General features: G+C 52.9%; 18 protein-coding genes and 1 pseudogene. 11 read left to right on the top strand and 8 right to left on the bottom strand.

Translation table 11 applies throughout. The features are described 5' to 3' along the window. Positions 1-171: 171 nt before the first annotated feature. Complete coding sequence (tyrR, locus tag ACO0U8_RS20310; RefSeq protein WP_056771919.1) at positions 172-1,740, bottom strand: transcriptional regulator TyrR; 1,569 nt, start codon at positions 1,738-1,740, stop codon at positions 172-174. A gap of 257 nt (positions 1,741-1,997) precedes the next feature. Here tyrR and xthA point away from each other — a divergent pair, with 257 nt between their 5' ends. Both xthA and ACO0U8_RS20300 read left to right on the top strand, forming a co-directional pair. Beyond that, on the top strand, positions 1,998-2,807 hold the full coding sequence (gene xthA, locus ACO0U8_RS20305) for an exodeoxyribonuclease III (RefSeq protein ID WP_056771915.1): 810 nt from the start codon (positions 1,998-2,000) through the stop codon (positions 2,805-2,807). Continuing rightward, positions 2,807-3,202: a pyrimidine (deoxy)nucleoside triphosphate diphosphatase gene (locus ACO0U8_RS20300; protein WP_217203642.1), complete on the top strand. Its 396-nt coding sequence runs from the start codon at positions 2,807-2,809 to the stop codon at positions 3,200-3,202. The genes xthA and ACO0U8_RS20300 overlap by 1 nt, the downstream gene beginning before the upstream one ends. A 94-nt stretch (positions 3,203-3,296) precedes the next feature. Here the strand turns inward: ACO0U8_RS20300 and ACO0U8_RS20295 are convergent, their stop codons facing one another. From ACO0U8_RS20295 to ACO0U8_RS20285, 3 genes are all read right to left on the bottom strand, one after another. Next, positions 3,297-3,599 carry a DUF1496 domain-containing protein gene (locus ACO0U8_RS20295; RefSeq protein WP_217203655.1) on the bottom strand — a complete coding sequence of 101 codons (303 nt, stop codon included), beginning with the start codon at positions 3,597-3,599 and terminating at the stop codon, positions 3,297-3,299. Between the two features lies 1 nt (position 3,600). After that, positions 3,601-5,550: a DNA topoisomerase III gene (locus tag ACO0U8_RS20290; protein ID WP_162997815.1), complete on the bottom strand. Its 1,950-nt coding sequence runs from the start codon at positions 5,548-5,550 to the stop codon at positions 3,601-3,603. Positions 5,551-5,773: 223 nt separating this feature from the next. Next, entirely contained in the window at positions 5,774-6,325 is a 552-nt protein-coding gene (locus ACO0U8_RS20285) for an NAD(P)H nitroreductase (RefSeq protein WP_056770338.1), read from the bottom strand. Between the two features lie 190 nt (positions 6,326-6,515). Between ACO0U8_RS20285 and sppA the strand changes: the two genes are divergently transcribed. The 5 genes and pseudogenes from sppA (at position 6,516) to ACO0U8_RS20260 (ending at position 11,449) form a co-directional block, all read left to right on the top strand. Beyond that, positions 6,516-8,369, top strand: coding sequence for a signal peptide peptidase SppA (sppA, locus tag ACO0U8_RS20280; protein ID WP_056770334.1), 1,854 nt, complete (start codon positions 6,516-6,518; stop codon positions 8,367-8,369). Positions 8,370-8,504: 135 nt separating this feature from the next. Further along, entirely contained in the window at positions 8,505-9,518 is a 1,014-nt protein-coding gene (ansA, locus tag ACO0U8_RS20275; protein ID WP_056770331.1) for an asparaginase, read from the top strand. 8 nt (positions 9,519-9,526) lie between these two features. Beyond that, positions 9,527-10,156 (top strand): bifunctional nicotinamidase/pyrazinamidase, encoded by a 630-nt coding sequence (gene pncA / locus ACO0U8_RS20270; protein ID WP_122095219.1) that lies wholly within the window; start codon positions 9,527-9,529, stop codon positions 10,154-10,156. Positions 10,157-10,349: 193 nt separating this feature from the next. Further along, a complete protein-coding gene (locus ACO0U8_RS20265; RefSeq protein WP_421671498.1) occupies positions 10,350-11,168 on the top strand; it encodes an alpha/beta fold hydrolase in 819 nt (272 codons plus the stop codon). After that, positions 11,162-11,449: pseudogene (locus ACO0U8_RS20260) on the top strand (putative quinol monooxygenase). The gene ACO0U8_RS20265 and the pseudogene ACO0U8_RS20260 overlap by 7 nt, the downstream one beginning before the upstream one ends. 156 nt (positions 11,450-11,605) lie before the next feature. Here the strand turns inward: ACO0U8_RS20260 and ACO0U8_RS20255 are convergent. Continuing rightward, positions 11,606-11,878 (bottom strand): YeaC family protein, encoded by a 273-nt coding sequence (locus tag ACO0U8_RS20255; RefSeq protein ID WP_056770320.1) that lies wholly within the window; start codon positions 11,876-11,878, stop codon positions 11,606-11,608. 94 nt (positions 11,879-11,972) lie between these two features. Continuing rightward, on the bottom strand, positions 11,973-12,386 hold the full coding sequence (gene msrB / locus ACO0U8_RS20250; protein ID WP_056770316.1) for a peptide-methionine (R)-S-oxide reductase MsrB: 414 nt from the start codon (positions 12,384-12,386) through the stop codon (positions 11,973-11,975). A gap of 349 nt (positions 12,387-12,735) precedes the next feature. On the opposite strand from msrB, the gene gapA reads away from it, so the two are divergent. Together gapA and ACO0U8_RS20240 are read left to right on the top strand one after the other, a co-directional pair. Further along, positions 12,736-13,734: a glyceraldehyde-3-phosphate dehydrogenase gene (gene gapA, locus ACO0U8_RS20245; RefSeq protein WP_056770313.1), complete on the top strand. Its 999-nt coding sequence runs from the start codon at positions 12,736-12,738 to the stop codon at positions 13,732-13,734. A 181-nt stretch (positions 13,735-13,915) separates the two neighbouring features. Further along, complete coding sequence (locus ACO0U8_RS20240) at positions 13,916-14,785, top strand: D-hexose-6-phosphate mutarotase (protein WP_421671497.1); 870 nt, start codon at positions 13,916-13,918, stop codon at positions 14,783-14,785. Positions 14,786-14,866: 81 nt separating this feature from the next. On the opposite strand, the gene ACO0U8_RS20235 is transcribed toward ACO0U8_RS20240, so the two are convergent. Together ACO0U8_RS20235 and ACO0U8_RS20230 are read right to left on the bottom strand one after the other, a co-directional pair. Continuing rightward, positions 14,867-15,721, bottom strand: a complete 855-nt coding sequence (locus ACO0U8_RS20235) for an aldo/keto reductase (protein ID WP_421671496.1) — start codon at positions 15,719-15,721, stop codon at positions 14,867-14,869. A 130-nt stretch (positions 15,722-15,851) separates the two neighbouring features. Next, positions 15,852-16,601, bottom strand: a complete 750-nt coding sequence (locus tag ACO0U8_RS20230) for a MipA/OmpV family protein (RefSeq protein ID WP_056770306.1) — start codon at positions 16,599-16,601, stop codon at positions 15,852-15,854. Between the two features lie 551 nt (positions 16,602-17,152). Between ACO0U8_RS20230 and yeaG the strand changes: the two genes are divergently transcribed. Both yeaG and ACO0U8_RS20220 read left to right on the top strand, forming a co-directional pair. Beyond that, entirely contained in the window at positions 17,153-19,087 is a 1,935-nt protein-coding gene (yeaG, locus tag ACO0U8_RS20225) for a protein kinase YeaG (protein ID WP_056770303.1), read from the top strand. Positions 19,088-19,121: 34 nt separating this feature from the next. After that, entirely contained in the window at positions 19,122-20,396 is a 1,275-nt protein-coding gene (locus ACO0U8_RS20220; protein WP_056770300.1) for a YeaH/YhbH family protein, read from the top strand. Positions 20,397-20,405: the final 9 nt, after the last annotated feature.

Genomic DNA, 20,405 nt, shown 5'->3' with positions numbered 1-20,405 from the left:
CGATATTTTTTATATCGCCTGTCAACCACACAACATACTGTGAATATTCTGATGAAGAACGCCGGATATTTCGCAGGTTAATGAATGAAAAAACCTAAGTAAGAAGCTTACTTAGGTTTAATTTGCGGTGAATAAGGATGTGATCTTATTAGCGATAAAGAGACAACCGGGTCACTCCTCGCTGCTGTCAGACCTTTTGCTGCTTAAACCGTATTCCCGCAGTTTATTAGCAATCGCCGTGTGTGAGACGCCCAGACGTTTCGCCAGTTTTCTCGTGCTTGGATAAGTACGATAAAGACGGGTCAGCACCGAACGCTCGAAACGCTTGCTGATGTCGTCAAGTGAACCGTTCAGCGCTTCCTCGCCGATGGTCACCTCGGCATCAAAGTCCGGCAGGACGATATCCTGCGGGCGAAGTTCTCCGCCTTCCAGCTGCGTCAGCGCGCGGTAAATGGCGTTTTTCAGCTGACGGACGTTGCCCGGCCAGCCGTAGTGCGTCAGATAATTCGCCAGCTGTGAAGAGAGTTTCGGGCGCGGCATACCCTGTTCATCAGAGAAACGCGCGACAAACAGTTCGGTGAGCGGCATCACGTCTGCCGGACGATCGCGCAGCGGCGGGAGCGTCAGGCTCAGCACATTCAGGCGGTAATACAGATCTTCACGGAATTCTCCGCGCTGCACCAGTTCCACCAGATTCTTCTGCGTGGCGCACATCACGCGCACATCCACCTTCACTTCGTGCTCTTCACCCACGCGGCGGAAAGTCCCGTCGTTGAGGAAACGCAGCAGTTTGATCTGCATTCTCGGCGACATTTCACCGATTTCATCAAGCAGCACGGAACCGCCGTTAGCCTGCTCGAAGAAGCCTTTTTTGCCTTCCAGCGCATTCGGGTAGGCACCGGCGGCATAGCCGAACAGTTCACTTTCGACCACGTCATCCGGCAGCGAGGCACAGTTGAGGCCAAGGAACGGTTTTTTGCCGCGGGCGCTGCGCAGATGGCAGGCGTGTGCCAGCAAATCTTTACCCGTGCCGGTATCGCCGACAATCAGCAGCGGCGCATCGAGCATCGCCAGTTTGCGTGCCTGATCCAGCACCTGACGCATTTTGCCGCTTACCGCGACAATATGGTCGAATTCACTGTCGTCATTGACGGTGAGATCCTGTAACTGCCGGCCCATGCGCGCGGCGGATTTCAGCATGATCACAGCGCCCGCCATCACGCCGGTCTGCTCTTCGTCATCCATATGAATAGGGGTGAGATCCATCAGGAAATCCTGACTGCGGATCACCACACGCTCGCTGTGAGGCTGGGTGCTTTCGCTTTCCAGCCAGCGCGTGACGTTGTAACCGGTAATCAAATTCACGGCGTTGTAAGTGCGGATTTTCTCTTCATCAAGTTCGAACAGCGCGATTGCAGCGGGGTTGGCCTGCTCAATTTTGCCTTTCATATCAATGGAAAATACCGGTTCCGGCATGGACACCAGTAAAGCACGCAGTGCGCGGTGCTCACGCTCGGAGGGCATGAACGGCACGGTGCGGACGTCGGTCACGCCATCAATACGACGGATTTCAGCCATCAGGGCGCGAAAAGTATCAAAATCCAGTTGGGAAAAATTCAGGTAAATGCGGCCAATCGAGGCAATCTCGATACCGCGCAAATCAATACTGCGTAAAACCAGTAAATCAAGGAGTTCACGGGTAAGACCCAGGCGGTCTTCGCAAAAAACTTCCAGACGCATCAGTGTTGACCTTTTTCTGCCGGTGCGGAAATCGCTGAGTGGCATAATACTCTTTCATGTACAGTGGCAGAAGAGACTGTCACGAAAAGTTGACAAATTAATTGTACAACTCAATCCGGATTGTCACAAAGTTTGGGCAGACTGTTTGCCCCGCAATGCGCCTTTGCTGGCCTTTTCATCAGCGTAGCGGTTTCGCCATCTGCCCCTTTATCTGCTACTATCGCCCTTCTGATTTCATCGCCAAATGGTTCCCGACTATGAAGTTTGTCTCCTTTAATATCAACGGATTGCGCGCCCGCCCGCATCAGCTTGCGGCAATTATCGAACAGCATCAGCCTGACGTCATTGGTTTGCAGGAAACCAAGGTCCATGACGATATGTTTCCGCTCGAAGATGTCAGCCAGTATGGCTATCACGTTTTCTATCACGGGCAAAAAGGCCATTACGGCGTTGCCATGCTGACCAAACAGGCACCGCTGGCTGTACGCCGTGGTTTCCCTGGTGATGACGAAGAGTCTCAGCGCCGCATTATCATGGCCGACATCGAAACGCCGCAGGGCGTGCTGACGGTCATCAACGGGTACTTCCCGCAGGGCGAAAGCCGTGACCACCCGACCAAATTCCCGGCAAAAGAGAAGTTTTACCGCGATTTGCAGGATTACCTGAACACCAGTCTGTCGGTGAATAATCCGGTGGTGGTGATGGGTGACGTGAATATCAGCCCCACCGATCTCGACATTGGTATCGGCGAAGACAGCCGTAAACGCTGGCTGCGCACCGGTAAATGCTCTTTCCTGCCGGAAGAGCGTGAGTGGATGGAACGCCTGAAAGGCTGGGGGCTGATTGATACTTTCCGCGCCGCCAACCCGGAAACCGCCGACAGATATTCGTGGTTTGACTACCGTTCACGCGGCTTCGATGAAAACCGTGGCCTGCGTATCGATCTGATCATGGCCAGTACGCCGCTTGCCTCACGCTGCATCGAAACCGGTATCGATTACGATATCCGTGGAATGGAAAAACCTTCAGATCACGCGCCAATCTGGGCGACGTTCGACCTGAAATAATGAAGATTGTCGATGTGGTGGCCGCACTGATTGAGCGCGAGGGGAAATTGCTGCTTGCCCGTCGTGATGCCACCGGCGATCAGGCCGGTTTGTGGGAGTTTCCTGGCGGGAAAGTCGAAGCCGGTGAGAGCCAGCAGGCCGCGCTGATCCGCGAATTGCAGGAGGAGCTGGGGATCGACGCGACGGTTGCAGAATTTGTCGCGACCAGCGAACTGCAACAGCCCGCGCGGCTGATTCGCCTGCACGGCTGGCGGGTCAGTGATTTCACGGGAGTGATAACGTTACAGTGTCACTCCGAAATCCGCTGGGTAGAGCCTGCCGACGTGCACTCTTTTGAGCTGGCACCGGCAGACGTTCCGCTGATCGACGCTTATCAGCGCGCATATTGCGGCTGACTGTCACGCATTAAAAAAGGCGCGGACTGAATACAGTTCCGCGCCTTTTTACTGTCTGAAAATGAGTGTCTGTACATTCACGTCAGGCTGAACACTACTTCTTCAGCACCTGCCACTTCAGCTCATTGGTGCCCACCACCAGCGGATCGCGCACGCATTGCAATACCACGCTGTCGGCGGTCACCACCGCGCCCTCGCTGTAGCTCTGATTATTGTAAATACAGCAGTTGTGACAGGTCGGTGCGCTGTTGTTATTACTGTTGCCGCTGTTCTCCCAGATTTGCGGCGGCAGCGGCACCACGACGTCAGCACCATTGTTATAACCGGTGCGGTTCGCCAGCGCGTGGGCAGACAGCCACGCCGAACCCGCCAGTAAAATCATCAGCACGTTTTTCATATTATTCATCACTGCTTGCTTCCTTACCTTTGGTGCTCGCTTTACGTCGTTTAGGGGCGCTTTTGCCTTTCGCCGCTGCGCCCGCTGGTTTGGAAGGCAGACTGCGGAATGCCGAAGATACCCGGTTCGTTTTCGCCTGCATGATGAGATCCTGCAACGTCGCGACCAGCGGCTGCATGAAATCCTGATAACGGCAGTTCTTTTCACTGATGCGCGTCAGGGTCGATTCCCAGTCGGCGGTCATGTCCGGCCTTCCGGCGATATCCGGCAGCGAGTGGATTAACGCGCGGCCCGTATCACTGGAATGAATGTAGCGCCCTTTCTTGTACAAAAATTCACGGCGGAACAGCAGTTCGATAATCCCGGCGCGCGTGGCTTCCGTACCCAGCCCGTCGGTCGCACGCAAAATTTTCTTCAACGCTTTGTCCTGCACAAATCGCGCAATACCGGTCATGGCGGAAAGCAGCGTGGCATCGGTGAAAGGCCGTGGCGGCTGGGTCTGACGCTCCACCACTTCACCCCGTTCACAGAGTAATTCGTCGCCTTTCGCCACCACCGGCAGCGGTGTGCCCTCATTCTCTTCGTCACGCTCTTTACTGCCCAGCAACGTGCGCCAGCCCGCCTCGGCCAGAAAACGCGCCTTGGCGATAAACTTGCCACCGGCGATATCGAGATCAATCACGCATTTGCGGTAGACCGCATCCGGGCAGAACTGCATCAGATACTGACGCGCCACCAGGCCGTAAATCTTTTGTTCGTTGTCTGTCAGGTGCACTTTGCTGCTGCGGGCGGTCGGGATGATCGCGTGGTGGGCATCGACTTTTTTGTCATCCCAGCAGCGGTTACGAATATCCGTGTCCATGACCGGTTGCGGCATCAGGTCCGGCTGATGCACGCCGATGGCGTTAAGCACCGCATGACGTCCGGCAAAATGCTCCTCAGGGAGATATCGGCTGTCTGAACGCGGATACGTAATCAATTTGTGCGTTTCGTATAATTTCTGACAGATATCTAAAATTTGCTGCGCACTCAGCCCGAAGGCTTTGGAGCCTTCAATCTGCAAGGTGGAAAGCGAAAACGGCAGCGGCGCAATGTCATTCTCACGCTTGTCATTATAGCCGGTGACGATGGCAGGCTGGCCGCCGATGCGTGCCACCACGTGATCGGCCAGCGGCCGGTGCAGCAGACGCCCTTCTTCATCCTGGTAAGGTTCACAGGATTCGCTCGGCTGCCACAGGGCGACAAAACGCTCGTCGGCGGGCGTCACGATGTGCGCTTTCACTTCAAAGAAATCTTTCGGCACGAAGTTTTCAATGTCTTCGTCACGACGCACCACCAGCCCGAGGACAGGCGTCTGTACACGTCCCACGGAGAGCACGCCGTTGTACCCGGCGTTGCGACCCAGAATAGTGTAAGCGCGGGTCATGTTGATGCCGTACAGCCAGTCTGCGCGGGCGCGGGCCAGCGCGGAAACGCACAGCGGGATGAAATCCCGGTTATCCCGCAGCCGTTCAATGGCGCGTTCGACGGCCTGCGGGTTGAGATCGTTAATCAGGCAGCGCTGGGTGGCGTGACGTTTTTCCGGCGTCAGCTCAAGGTAATCCAGCACTTCATCCACCAGCAATTGCCCTTCGCGATCCGGGTCACCGGCATGGACGACCTGAGAGGCCTCGAGCAATAAGCGCTTAATGACGTTGAGTTGTTTAGCCACGGAGGAACGCGGCTGGAGTTGCCATTTTTCGGGGATGATCGGCAGATCGGCCAGCGACCAGCGCGCAAAGCGGCTGTCGTAGGCGTCCGGCTGAGCCTGCTCCAGCAAGTGACCTACGCACCAGGTGACCACCTGATCGTTACCACAGGCAATATAACCGTCACCGCGACGATGAGGTTTCGGCAGAACATCCGCAATGGCGCGGGCAAGGCTGGGTTTTTCCGCAATGAACAGACGCATCAGACAGCGCCCGTCAGAGTGTTAACGGCTAACATTTTCATTGTCCCATCCTTCATTCACAACGTCCTCATCATCCAGAGGGGGCTATGTTAGCCGCTGGCGGCACATTTAGTAAGACGGTTAAAGGTATCTGAGATGACGGTCGCTCATTAAGGCAGCAAAAAACCGGTTTAATCAGAAAGCACTGAGAAAAACCGGCGAGTGATGACGTTGTGCGCCCTGCTTAAAAGTGGCTGACGAATGGCGTGCTGTCGACCGGAATGATTTGAAGACTGGCTTTTAACTGCGGCGTGCCGAGATACAGGAACCCGACAATTTTATCATTTTCACCGCATTTAAATGCCTTGCGCACGTCAGGATGATCGGTCCACGCCCCGCTGCGCCAGATACCGTTGAAGCCCTGCGCCAGCGCCGCCATCTGCATGGCCTGAACCGCGCAACCGGCAGAGAGTAACTGCTCCCACTGTGGCACTTTTGCGCTTTCTTTGCAGGCGGCAATCACGGTGATGATTTGCGGCGCACGAAGCGGCGCCTGAGTGGCTTTTTCAATGGCCTTTTCATCCGCGCCGTCTTTAATCGCTGCCGCACGCAGCAGTTCGCTAAAACGCACCAGCCCGTCGTTTTCAGCAATGACAAAGCGCCACGGCTGTAAGGCACCATGATCCGGTGCGCGCAGACCGGCATTAATGATGTTTTGCAGCGCCTCACCGGACGGGGCTGGCGCGGCCAGACGTGAAGCAGAACGGCGGTTGAGTAATAAATCTAAAGCATCCATTGAAAACTCCTGAGCAGAACTGAGAATAATTGCTATTAACCGTACGTTAACATAGGCACGAGGCCTTTTTCCAACCGGCTGATGGCTTTCAGATAATCTGTCACCGGTAAATTCTGAAATGATTTAAAGCTGACTTTTCTCCGGCGGGTCATTAGGATAGCGATACTTTTCCCGTCTTGTTGGAGAGACCATGCGCACATTGTGGCGAATTATCGCCGGTTTTTTTAAGTGGACCTGGCGTCTTCTTAATTTCGTCCGAGAATTTATTCTCAACGTATTTCTTATAGTGATCATTCTGGCCGGGGTCGGCATCTGGTATGCCGTGCAGGATAAACCCGCTGACACCACCAAAGGTGCGTTGCTGGTCGACCTCAGCGGATCCGTGGTGGATAAGCCTTCGGTCAATAATAAAGTGCGCCAGTGGGGCCGCGAACTGCTGGGCACTTCCAGCAGCCGCCTGCAGGAAAATGCCCTCTTTGACCTGGTAGATACCATCCGCTCGGCGAAAGATGACAAAAACATCACCGGTATGGTGTTGCAGCTGACTGACTTCACCGGCACCGATCAGGCCTCTATGCAATATATCGGCAAGGCGCTGCGTGAATTTCGCGACGCGGGCAAACCGATTTATGCCATCGATGACAGCTACGACCAGTCGCAATATTATCTGGCCAGCTACGCCAACAAAATTTACCTCTCGCCACAGGGCGCGGTCGATTTGCACGGTTTTGCCACCAACAATCTGTATTACAAATCGTTGCTGGATAAGCTGAAAGTCACCACCAATATCTTCCGCGTCGGGACATACAAATCCGCTGTCGAGCCGTTGATCCGTGATGACATGTCCCCTGCTGCCCGTGAAGCAGACAGCCGCTGGGTTGGCGGATTGTGGACAAATTATCTGAATACCGTATCTGCTAATCGTCAGATTACCCCTGAGCAACTGTTCCCGGGTGCGGCAGGCGTTCTGGCCGGGATGCAGGCCACCGGCGGCGACATGGCGCAGTACGCGCTGAAAGCCAAACTGGTGGATGCTCTGGCATCACGCAGTGAAACAGAAAATGACATGGTCAAAGCGTTTGGCTGGAATAAAACCACCAAAGACTTTAATTACACCAGCATTTACGATTACTCGCCAAAACCAAAAGCTGACAATAACGATCCGCAAATTGCCGTGATCTTTGCGACCGGTGCGATCAACGACGGTGAAGAACAACCGGGTGCTGTCGGCGGGGATACCACCGCACAACAAATTCGCGATGCCCGTCTGGATCCGAAAGTGAAAGCGATTGTATTTCGCGTGAACAGCCCTGGCGGCAGCGTCAGCGCCTCCGAAGTGATCCGCTCTGAACTTGCCGCCGCGAAAGCTGCCGGTAAGCCAGTGGTGGTGTCAATGGGCGGCATGGCGGCGTCCGGCGGTTACTGGATCTCCACGCCGGCGAACTACATCATTGCCAGCCCGAGCACCCTCACCGGTTCCATCGGTATCTTTGGCGTGATCAACACGTACCAGAACACGCTCGATTACGCCGGTGTGCACACTGACGGCGTGGCCACCTCCCCGCTGGCAGACATCGCGTCCACCAAAGCATTGCCGCCGGAGTTCTCGCAGATGATGCAACTGAATATCGAGAACGGTTACAAAACCTTCCTCGGCCTGGTGGCTGATGCGCGCCACAAAACGCCTGAGCAGATCGACCAGATCGCCCAGGGGCATGTGTGGATCGGTTCTGATGCCAAAGCCAACGGCCTGGTAGATGAACTGGGTGATTTCGACGATGCCGTGAAGAAAGCCGCAGAGCTTGCGAAACTGCCGAAATGGCAGCTGAACTGGTATGTCAGTCAGCCAAGCCTGAGTGATATGGTGTTTTCACAAGTGAGCGCGTCCGTTCACGCCATGCTGCCTGCGGTGGTTCAGGCTTACCTGCCTGCACCGGTGAGCAAAATGGCGATGGAGCTGAAATCACAGGCCGATCTGTTCAATAACATGAACGATCCGCAAAACCGTTATGCCCTGTGCCTGACCTGCGGTGACGTGAAGTAACGTTCATTTATACCGCAAACAGTCAGCCCGGAGCCTCTTCCCGAGACTCCGGGCTTTTTTTGGGTGGGACACCGGCAACGAAGTCTTTATACTCACCGCAGTTGCTTTCACCTTTCTATAAAAAGAACACCTTCGATGACTAAAAAATCTATTTATGTTGCCTACACCGGCGGCACCATCGGTATGCAGCGTTCAGAACAGGGTTACATTCCGGTTTCCGGCCACCTGCAGCGACAACTGGCGCTGATGCCGGAATTCCATCGCCCTGAAATGCCTGAGTTCACCATTCAGGAATACGCCCCGCTGATGGATTCCTCCGACATGACGCCGGAAGACTGGCAACACATCGCTGATGATATTCAGGCACATTACGAAGATTACGACGGTTTCGTTATCCTGCACGGCACCGACACGATGGCGTTCACCGCCTCGGCGCTGTCGTTCATGCTGGAAAACCTGAGCAAGCCGGTTATTGTGACAGGGTCACAAATTCCGCTGGAAGCGCTGCGTTCTGACGGGCAAATCAACCTGCTCAATTCCCTGTACATTGCCGCGAATCATCCGGTCAACGAAGTGACGCTGTTCTTCAACAATCGTCTGTATCGCGGCAACCGCAGCACCAAAGCGCATGCGGATGGTTTTGATGCCTTCGCATCACCGAATCTGACGCCGCTTCTGGAAGCCGGGATCCACATCCGCCGCCTTTCCACGCCGTCCCTGCCGCAGGTGCCGGCCGCCAGTCTGAAAGTCCACAACATCACTCCGCAGCCAATTGGCGTGGTGACGATTTATCCGGGAATTTCCGCAGAAGTGGTGCAAAACTTCCTGATGCAACCGGTCAAAGCATTAATTCTGCGCTCCTACGGCGTGGGAAATGCGCCGCAGAAAGGCGATTTGCTGAAAGTTCTGAAAGACGCGTCGGAGCGTGGCATTGTGGTGGTTAACCTGACGCAATGTATTTCCGGTCGCGTGAACATGGGCGGCTATGCCACCGGCAACGCGCTGGCGCATTCGGGTGTGATCAGCGGGTTTGATATGACCGTTGAGGCGGCGCTGACCAAACTGCATTATCTGCTCAGCCAGTCGCATACCCCCGAAGCGATCCGGGAACTGATGCAGCAAAACCTGCGCGGCGAACTCACTGAATAAGAGGCGATATGAAATCTGCATTGTTGCTGGTTGATCTGCAAAATGATTTTTGTCAGGGCGGCGCATTAGCCGTCGCTGAAGGTGATGCCACGATTGCGGTCGCCAATCAGATGATGGCGTGGTGTAAAAAGCGCAATGTCGCCGTCGTGGCGTCTCAGGACTGGCACCCCGCAAAGCATCGCAGTTTTGCGGTGAACTCACATGCAGAAGCCTGGACGATGGGTGAACTGGACGGCCTGCCGCAGGTCTGGTGGCCAGTGCATTGTGTGCAAAACGAACCCGGCGCAGAGTTTCACCCGGCGCTGGAGACACAACGTCTGGATTTCGTGGTGCAGAAAGGCACGAATCTGGATATCGACAGTTACAGCGCGTTTTACGATAACGGACATCTTTCGGCAACCATGCTGAACGACTGGCTGAAAGCGGCCAAAATCACCCATCTGTACGTCATGGGCCTCGCCACGGATTACTGCGTGAAATTTACCGTGCTGGATGCGCTGACGCAGGGTTACGAGGTCACACTGATCACCGACGGCTGCCGTGGTGTAAATCTTCAACCGCAGGACAGCAGCGACGCCATTGACGCCATGCAACAGGCGGGCGCGAAAGTGAGCACCTCGGCTGAGGTTCTGGCGTAATTTCGTTTTGGGGCGTCTTTGTCGCAGGCGCCCCGATGCCGTGCATTCCCCTGAAATTAAAGAAAATGTCCGAAAGACTCAGGCGTGACACTGTATGTCCGAACACCTTGACGTTAATTTACCAAGTTTAATCTTGTTTAATTAGCGGGATCGGTTAGGGTAGTCCTTCATTCATTTCACGAGGGACGTTTGCATGCCTGTTTTGCACACAGCACATGGCGATATCGATTATCAGGACATGGGTGCGGGTGATACGACGCTTTTTCTCATGCCGGGTTGGTGTCAGCCGAAAACGGTTTTCCATGAGTTCGCTGCGCTGGCGGCCAGCAGCTTTCGCGTGGTGATTATCGACTGGCGAGGTCATGGAAAATCATCAACCGATGGCCGGGATTTTGACGGCGCGGCGTTATTAAACGACGCTCTGGTACTCATCGGACACCTCAACCTTCTGCGGGTAATCCCTGTTTCCGTTGCGCATGCCAGCTGGATAGCCGTTGATCTGGCGGAACGTTTACCAGAACGCGTGCCTGCAGTGGTCTTCCTTGACTGGATAATGAATCAACCCGTGCCGGAATTCTTCAGTTCAATCGAAGAGATGCAGGATGAAAATAGCTGGAAAAACGCCCGAAATGACCTGTACGAATTTTGGCTGGCAGGAAGCGAGTCACCCGACATCATCCACCATCTTAAAACCGAAATGTCCGGATCCAGTTTCCAGCTGTGGCGACTTGCAGGGCAGGTCATCGCCGATGCTTATCATCAGCACGGTTCGCCTCTGCGTCGCCTCGAAAAACTCCGTCATCCGCCAAAGGCTACCCACATTTATTCCCTCGACAGAAATGACGAGTACCTGCTTTTACAACAGCGTTTCGCGGCGGATCATGATTTCTTTGCGGTGAAACGGCTGGAGAATGCCATCACGCATCTGGCCGTGCTGGAAAGGCCGGGCGATGTACTTGACGCGATGTTGGAAACTCTGGAGGGAGAACATCTCAGGAGAAAAACATGTTAAAAGTGATTGCAGAAGATTTTATTAAACCGGAGTCGATCGGCACAGTCATGCCATTGTATTCCGAGTTGGTTGAAGCCACTCAGCGGGAACCTTTATGCCTTGCTTATCATCTGTTCATTGATGAAAAGGATCCGGGTCATTTCATTTTTATTGAATAGTGGCCAGACCATGCAGCGCTCGAGGCACATTGTGCCAGTGAGCACTTCAAACGGCTTGTCCCGCTGATTGACCAACACAAACGCAAAGACGCCACCTATATTCTGATGAAAAGTGCGTTATAACGGCGCCAGCTCTGAAAGATAATGAATGCCGGGGAAATCAGAAAACCCAAGCCCCGCAGATCGGGGCTTGTTACCTTCTGTTGACGACGGCGGGTTAAAAGGAAATTTCCCCCCAACCCAGGTAAAACAGAAGGTATTTATCCGAAAGATTTTCTGTTACTCCGGTCTGAGCCGAATCAACGTCTCTTCCGCGAACTGCTGTTTCAGTTCCTGTTTGCTTTTCGTGACAATCTGGCCGTCGGTGCCGATGCTCATGTGTTGCGCATCCACGTTGTGACGCGACTGATACAGCATCACTGCCTGCAAACTGTGATCTTTTTGTTCCGGGGTCAGCGCCACGCCGTCGGGCCATTTGCCCAGTTCGACGGCCTGTGCCAGACGCGCGTAAATTTCCGGCGTCATCACATCAATGAGTTGATTTATTTCCATCTGCTACCCCCTGCTCGCCACCATTATTCACGGGAATTTGAATAATTGCTGAATCGATTTTGTCGGTAAAATTACGTCAGGTTGTCTTTATCGCTCAGCCTGCGGTTTTATCGCCGTTTTCACCGTCGATAAAACTCATCGACGCGGAGTTGACGCAATAACGCTCACCGGTCGGCTCCGGGCCGTCAGGGAAAACGTGCCCTAAATGCGCTTCGCAATTCGAACAGCGGATTTCCACCCGCTCCATACCGTGGGTATTGTCGGTCAGGTAAGTAATGGCGTCGTGCTCAACCGGCTGATAAAAACTTGGCCAGCCGCATCCGGAGTCATATTTGGTGTCGGAGTAGAACAGAGGCGCGTTGCAGACCAGGCAATGGTAGATGCCGTCGCGTTTATTGTGCAGCAGTTTACCCGTATACGGACGCTCCGTACCGTGCTCCTGCGTCACATAACGTTGAATTTCAGTAAGTTGTTCGAGTGAAGAAGATGATTTGGATTCATTGCTCATAATAATCGTTCTCTGACGAATAGAAAAATCAACTAAAATAACAGTTTATAATAACAAAAAATTAACAACAGGTCTGCCTGTTTTGTCCTAAACTGTAGGGCATCAGCGTTAGCCAGCTCCAACTTGTGATGGCGATCACAATCCTGCTCTTGTGACCCTTTATATTCAGTTTTTCGCCCCCATGTGGTTGTGAGCCGATTAAAAAAACGGAACGTGCAATAAGCGAACAACAGTAGGTCGTCGCTTTGACTTACAGCAATAATTGACACGATTCCGCTTGACGCTCAGCAAGGTTTTTGTAATTTTACAACCAACCTTTTATTCACTAAAAAAATAGCTGGTGGAATATATGACTATCAAAGTAGGTATCAACGGTTTTGGCCGTATCGGTCGCATTGTTTTCCGTGCTGCTCAGGAACGTTCTGACATCGAGATCGTAGCAATCAACGATCTGTTAGACGCAGAATACATGGCATACATGCTGAAGTACGACTCAACTCATGGTCGTTTCAACGGTACCGTAGAAGTGAAAGACGGTCACCTGGTTGTTAACGGCAAAACCATCCGTGTTACCGCTGAGCGTGACCCAGCTAACCTGAAATGGAATGAAGTGAACGTTGATGTTGTTGCTGAAGCAACTGGCCTGTTCCTGGACGACGCGACTGCACGTAAGCACATCACTGCTGGCGCTAAGAAAGTGGTTCTGACTGGTCCATCTAAAGATGACACCCCTATGTTCGTTATGGGCGTTAACCATAAAGAATACGCAGGTCAGGAAATCGTTTCTAACGCATCTTGCACCACTAACTGCCTGGCACCACTGGCTAAAGTGATCAACGACAACTTCGGTATCGTTGAAGCGCTGATGACCACTGTTCATGCAACTACCGCAACTCAGAAAACTGTCGATGGCCCGTCTCACAAAGACTGGCGCGGCGGCCGCGGCGCATCTCAGAACATCATCCCTTCTTCTACCGGTGCTGCTAAAGCAGTAGGTAAAGTTATCCCAGCTCTGAACGGCAAACTGACTGGTATGGCGTTCCGCGTTCCTACCCCTAACGTTTCCGTGGTTGACCTGACTGCACGTCTGGAAAAACCAGCGACCTACAAAGAAATCTGCGCAGTGATCAAAGCAGCTTCTGAAGCAGGCGATCTGAAAGGCGTTCTGGGTTACACCGAAGACGACGTTGTTTCTACCGACTTCAACGGCGAAAAACTGACTTCCGTATTTGATGCGAAAGCAGGTATCGCTCTGAACGACAACTTTGTGAAACTGGTTTCCTGGTACGACAACGAAACTGGCTACTCAAATAAAGTTCTGGATCTGATTTCTCACGTTTCCAAATAATTGGCAATGTTGATGAACTGATTGAAGGGCGACGCAAGTCGCCCTTTTGCTTTCTGTCAGATGCACTTTTTATCAGGCACATGAGTGCGATCAATCACAAAGCTTCCGTTCATCTGTAGTCTTGGTTCTTATCATCGTAATTATTTATCTACCCGATATAAAATCAACAGGACACCAGATAATGATCGAGCAACTCCTCTCCCTACCCGTTGTAAACCAAATCTCCACCACCATCAGCCAGCGTCAGATCGATGAACTGCCGGTTATCGTGGTTGCCCATCCGAAAGTTCATGCAGCCGTGGCCCTTCAGGGCGCGCACCTGCTGGCATGGCAACCGGAAGGCAAAGAACCGGTGCTGTGGATGAGCAGCGCCAGCGCATTTAAAGAAGGTGTGGCAATACGTGGCGGCATTCCAATCTGCTGGCCGTGGTTCGGCCCTGCCGGTAAACCTTCCCATGGTTTCGCACGAAACATGCCGTGGACACTGACCGAACACCAGGAAACCCAACAGGGCGTGGTGTTGACGCTGACGCTGAAAAGCTGTGAAAAAACGCGCGAACTTTGGCCACATGATTTCACGCTGACAGCCCGCTTCACGCTGGGTGAAACCTGCCACATTGAGCTTGAATCTACCGGTGATTTCGAGGCCAACAGTGCCCTGCACACCTATTTCAACATTGGCGATATCGCCGGTGTCAGCATTAAAGGTCTGGGCAACAGCTTTATCGATAAAGTTGACGGCGCAAAAGCCAAGCAGGAAGAAGGTGATTTGACCTTCACCGGCCAGACTGACCGCATTTACACCCAGCCGCAGGCGACCAGCGAAATCGTCGATCCTGTGCTAAAACGCACGCTGGTTATCGCACATGAAAACAACAGCGATGTGGTGGCATGGAACCCAGGCTCGGTATTGTCCGTCAGCATGGCGGACATGCCCGATGATGGTTATAAAACCATGGTCTGCGTGGAAACTGCGCAAGTTTCCCATCCGCACGTTTCTACCCATGCCGCTCCGGCGCGTCTGGCGGTAACGTTTTCCCTGCGCAAATAAACGGCTGGCGTTTGCATAAACATAACAAAGGGGCCATCTGGCCCCTTTTTGTCGTCTTAAGGTTGAAGTGATGATCTGGCGTCAGACCATATCCAGCGGCGTTTTATGGTTCGGCGCCGGGAATGCTGCGTCGATTCGCGCTATTTCATCTTCCGTCAGGCTGAGCGTCAGCGCCGCCGCATTATCTTTAACATGCTGAGGCTGAACCGCCTTCGGAATCGCGATCACGTTGCCCGTACGGGTGACCCACGCCAGTGCAACCTGCGAACTGCTGACGCCCCGCGCACTGGCGATATCCTGCATCACCGCTGACGTCAGCACGTCGTGACGCAATTTACCCGCCTGTGCCAGCGGGCAGTAAGCCATCACCGGTACGCTGTGTTCTTCACACCACGGCAGCAGATCAAATTCAATGCCACGGGCGGCGGCGTGATACAGCACCTGATTGGTCATGCACGCCTGACCGCCGGGGATTTTCCACAGCGCCTGCATATCGTCAGTGTCGAGATTCGAGACGCCCCAGCGGCGGATTTTGCCGGATGCCTGCAATGTCTCCATCGCCGCCACCGTGTCATGTAACGGAATCGAACCACGCCAGTGCAACAGGTACAGGTCTATACACTCCGTTTTTAAGCGCTTCAGGCTCTGTTCACAGGCGGCGATAGCTTTCGCGCCACCGGCATGGTGCGGGTACACTTTTGATACCAGAAACACCGCATCACGACGCCCGGCAATGGCTTCACCGACCACCCTTTCCGCACCGCCGTCTGCGTACATTTCTGCGGTATCAATCAAGGTCATACCGGCGTCCAGCCCCTGCTGTAAGGCCTGTACTTCGGCGCGGAGATCGCTGTTTCGCTCCCCCATATACCAGGTACCTTGTCCGATTGCGGGAACTGTCGTGCCATCAGGGAATTGCACGGTTTTCGCTTTCATCTGTTTCCTCCGGTTGGGTCGTGGCTGAAAAGTTTATTCGATGGTTTTAAAGCGCACTGAACTCTAAATGTGCAAATGGGGCGAAACGCCCCATTAATGTGCAATATGTTCACCGTCGCGGTGCATTGCATCAGAAGGTGTAAGTGACACCTGTCCAGATAATCGCAGAATATGACTTATCGACCATCGGGCTGTCTTTCACTTCATCCGCCAGACGAATATAGCGACCGGTGAAGAATGCCTGCCACTCGCGGGTGAAGTTATAACGTGCAGAAAGCTCAGCATACGGGCTGAAGCTGTCATCGGCGGAATAGCTGCTCAGGCCACTGCGACGTGATTCACCCTTGGTAACGCCATAGTAATAGTCATTCTGATTGCTGCTGTTGTACATCACACCAAAGCCCGGGATCAGCGCCCAGTTATCCTGGCGGATCGGGTACAGGTACGCCGCATCAGCCAGCAAACCGTTACTGTTATTCAATACATCGCCGTTGAAGGTAGCACGCAGCGTACCCCAGTCTTCGATATGTGAATACGCCAGACCCGCGTATAAGGTGCCGCGACGTTTGTTCAGATGTTTCATCTGATTGTCATCGCTGTCATCCGGGTCAAACCCGAAAGGTACGTATGTGGTGGTCGCGCTGAACTTGTTCTTATCGTCTTTCCACAGGTAGTAACCCGCAGTCAGTGATTTGAAATAAAAATCATCCCCCTCGTAAGAGACAATTGGCACTGGCAAGACTTTATTGTCATAACCGCGATACGGGTTGACGTCGCCCAGCGCAGATGCGCCGAGTGACCAGGTGCCAGCCACTGCTGCATGGCTGCAAAGCACTGCCGCGCCCACGATTGACAGTGTTTTAAGGTTTGAAATTTTCATTGTCTTAATTCCATTAAGTAAAAAATCGTCGCTAGTGTAAATGAACGTTAAACATTGCGCTTAGCATTTACAGTTTTTCAGATTGTGCTGAGACAGCTTTACTCAGTAAAACAGAGGCGATCGCATAATTTATCTGCAAAATATGAAATAAAAATGACTAAAGAAAACACTTTCGGCCCTGAAGGCACGTCCTGTAAGGCTTTTCAGACGATTTGCAGGAACTGAGTCATTGATATGACTTAAAAAACGCCAGAAGCAGAGAGGAAATTTTTCTAATGCCAAACTACGCTTATAAATAGATGAAAGACTTAGCCTGAACCGGTTGCCCGCTCCACCGATTTAAGACAGTTTTTAGTCATTCGCAACTGTCTGCATCCAAGGGGTTCTGCAAGTTGGCATAAGGGTTGCTGTATTCAGGTGGGATCTTTCTTCCGGGAGCGATTGTGTAGATCCAGATTTACGCTCTCATTAACCTGTGCTTTACCCCAGTCACTGGAATGGCAGACGCGATCCCAGGAACGAAAGGTAAAATAACGAAGGACGGGCATCGTATGAACATATTTGACCATTATCGCCAGCGCTATGAGGCTGCCAAGGACGAAGAGTTCACACTGCAGGAATTTCTTACCATTGCTCGGCAAGATCGCAGTGCTTATGTCAATGCGGCGGAACGTCTGTTGATGGCAATCGGTGAACCAGTGATGGTAGATACCGCGCTTGAACCTCGCCTGTCGCGTTTATTCTCGAACCGTGTTGTTGCACGTTACCCTGCATTTGAAGAGTTTTACGGTATGGAAGAGGCCATCGAACAGATCGTCTCCTACCTGAAACATGCCGCGCAGGGCCTGGAAGAAAAGAAACAAATCCTCTATTTACTGGGCCCGGTGGGTGGCGGTAAATCCTCACTGGCCGAACGGCTGAAATCCCTGATGCAACGCGTACCGATTTACGTGCTGAGCGCCAACGGCGACCGCAGTCCGGTAAACGACCATCCACTTTGTCTGTTTAATCCGCAGGAAGATGCGCACATTCTTGAAAAAGAATACAACATCCCTCCGCGCTACCTCGGCACCATTATGTCGCCGTGGGCCGCGAAACGTTTACACGAATTTGGCGGCGACATCACCAAATTCAAAGTCGTGAAAGTCTGGCCGTCGATCCTCGAACAAATCGCTATCGCGAAAACCGAGCCCGGCGATGAAAACAACCAGGACATCTCCGCGCTGGTCGGGAAAGTGGATATCCGTAAACTGGAAAACCACGCGCAAAACGATCCTGATGCCTACGGTTATTCCGGCGCGCTGTGCCGTGCGAACCAGGGTGTGATGGAATTCGTCGAGATGTTCAAGGCACCGATTAAAGTGCTGCACCCGTTACTGACGGCAACGCAGGAAGGGAACTATAACGGTACTGAAGGCATTTCCGCCCTGCCGTTCAACGGCATTATTCTGGCGCACTCCAACGAATCTGAGTGGGTGACGTTCCGTAACAACAAGAATAATGAAGCCTTCCTTGACCGTGTCTACATCGTGAAAGTCCCTTACTGCCTGCGCGTGTCCGAAGAGATGAAAATCTACGACAAACTGCTCAGCAACAGTGAGCTTTCTCATGCACCGTGCGCGCCGGGAACCCTGGAAACGCTGGCCCGCTTTTCGATTCTTTCCCGCCTGAAAACGCCGGAAAACTCCAGCAGCTATTCCAAAATGCGGGTATACGACGGTGAAAGCCTGAAAGATACCGACCCGAAAGCCAAGTCCTATCAGGAATACCGCGATTATGCGGGCGTGGACGAAGGCATGAACGGGCTGTCCACGCGTTTCGCCTTTAAAATCCTCTCCCGCGTGTTCAACTTTGACCATGTGGAAGTGGCGGCCAACCCGGTGCATCTGTTCTACGTGCTGGAACAGCAAATCGAGCGCGAACAGTTCCCGCAGGACGTCGCTGAAAAATATCTGGAACACCTGAAAGGCTATCTGATCCCGAAATACGCCGAGTTTATCGGCAAAGAGATCCAGACCGCTTATCTGGAATCCTACTCAGAATACGGACAAAACATTTTCGACCGTTATGTGACGTACGCTGACTTCTGGATCCAGGATCAGGAGTATCGCGACCCGGATACCGGACAACTGTTTGACCGTGAATCGCTGAATGCCGAGCTGGAAAAAATCGAAAAACCAGCCGGGATCAGCAATCCAAAAGATTTCCGTAATGAGATTGTCAACTTCGTGCTGCGTGCCCGTGCCAATAACAGCGGCCGTAACCCGAACTGGACCAGTTACGAAAAACTGCGCACGGTCATCGAGAAAAAAATGTTCTCCAATACCGAGGAGTTACTGCCGGTTATTTCGTTCAATGCCAAAACGTCGACCGATGAACAGAAGAAACATGATGATTTTGTCGACAGAATGATGGAGAAAGGATATACACGCAAACAGGTTCGCCTGCTGTGTGAATGGTATCTGCGCGTGAGAAAATCCTCGTAACAGGGGATCGTTGGCAACGCCGTTTGGGGGAAATATGACGTATTTTATTGACCGTCGGCTTAATGGCAAAAATAAAAGCGCGGTTAACCGCCAGCGCTTTTTGCGCCGCTATAAGTCGCAAATCAAACAGTCGATTGCCGAGGCCATTAACAAGCGTTCGGTTACCGACGTCGACAGCGGGGAGTCAGTGTCGATCCCCAATGCGGATATCAATGAACCCATGTTCCATCAGGGCCGCGGTGGCTTACGCCACCGTGTTCACCCCGGCAATGACCACTTTGTGCAGAATGACCGCATCGAGCGACCGCAAGGGGGCGGTGGCGGCGGCAGTGGTCAGGGCGATGCCAGTCAGGACGGTGAAGGCGAAGATGAATTCTCCTTCCAGATTTCCAAAGACGAATATCTCGATCTGTTATTTGAAGATCTGGCGCTGCCTAATTTGAAAAAAAATCAGCATAAACAGCTGAATGAGTATAAAACCCATCGCTCCGGTTATACCTCTAACGGTGTGCCGGCCAACATCAGCGTGGTGCGTTCTTTGCAAAACTCGCTGGCACGCCGAACGGCGATGACGGCCGGTAAAAAACGGGAGCTGCGTGAACTGGAATCGACGCTTTCTGAGGTTGAAATCAGCGAACCGGCACAGTTACTGGAAGAGGAACGGCTGCGCAAAGAGATTGCTGAGCTGCGGGCGAAAATCGCTAAAACGCCGTTTATCGATACCTTTGATTTACGTTATCGCAACTATGAGCGTCGCGCCGAACCTTCAAGCCAGGCGGTGATGTTCTGTCTGATGGATGTCTCGGGTTCAATGGATCAGGCGACCAAAGACATGGCCAAACGTTTTTACATTCTGCTCTATCTGTTCCTGAGTCGGACGTATAAAAACGTCGATGTGGTCTATATCCGTCACCATACACAGGCAAAAGAAGTGGATGAACAGGAGTTCTTCTACTCGCAGGAAACCGGCGGCACCATCGTGTCGAGCGCACTGAAGCTGATGGATGAAGTCATTCAGGAACGTTACGATCCGGCGCAGTGGAACATTTACGCCGCGCAGGCCTCCGATGGCGACAACTGGGCTGACGACTCCCCTCTGTGCCACCAGCTTCTGGCGCAGAAGATCCTGCCCATGGTGCGTTATTACAGTTATATCGAAATCACCCGCCGCGCCCATCAGACGCTGTGGCGTGAATACGAAGTGTTGCAACAGAAATTCGGTAATTTCGCGATGCAGCATATCCGTGAACAGGAAGATATTTATCCGGTCTTCAGGGAGCTTTTCCATAAACAAACTGAAAACGGATAACCGAACCCG

The organism is Rahnella sp. EDr1-12 (genome assembly GCF_049206505.1).
In the GTDB taxonomy this organism is placed as follows: domain Bacteria; phylum Pseudomonadota; class Gammaproteobacteria; order Enterobacterales; family Enterobacteriaceae; genus Rahnella; species Rahnella rivi.
The sequence above is the reverse complement of the archived record's forward strand: the minus strand, read 5'-3'. Positions and strand labels throughout refer to the sequence as shown.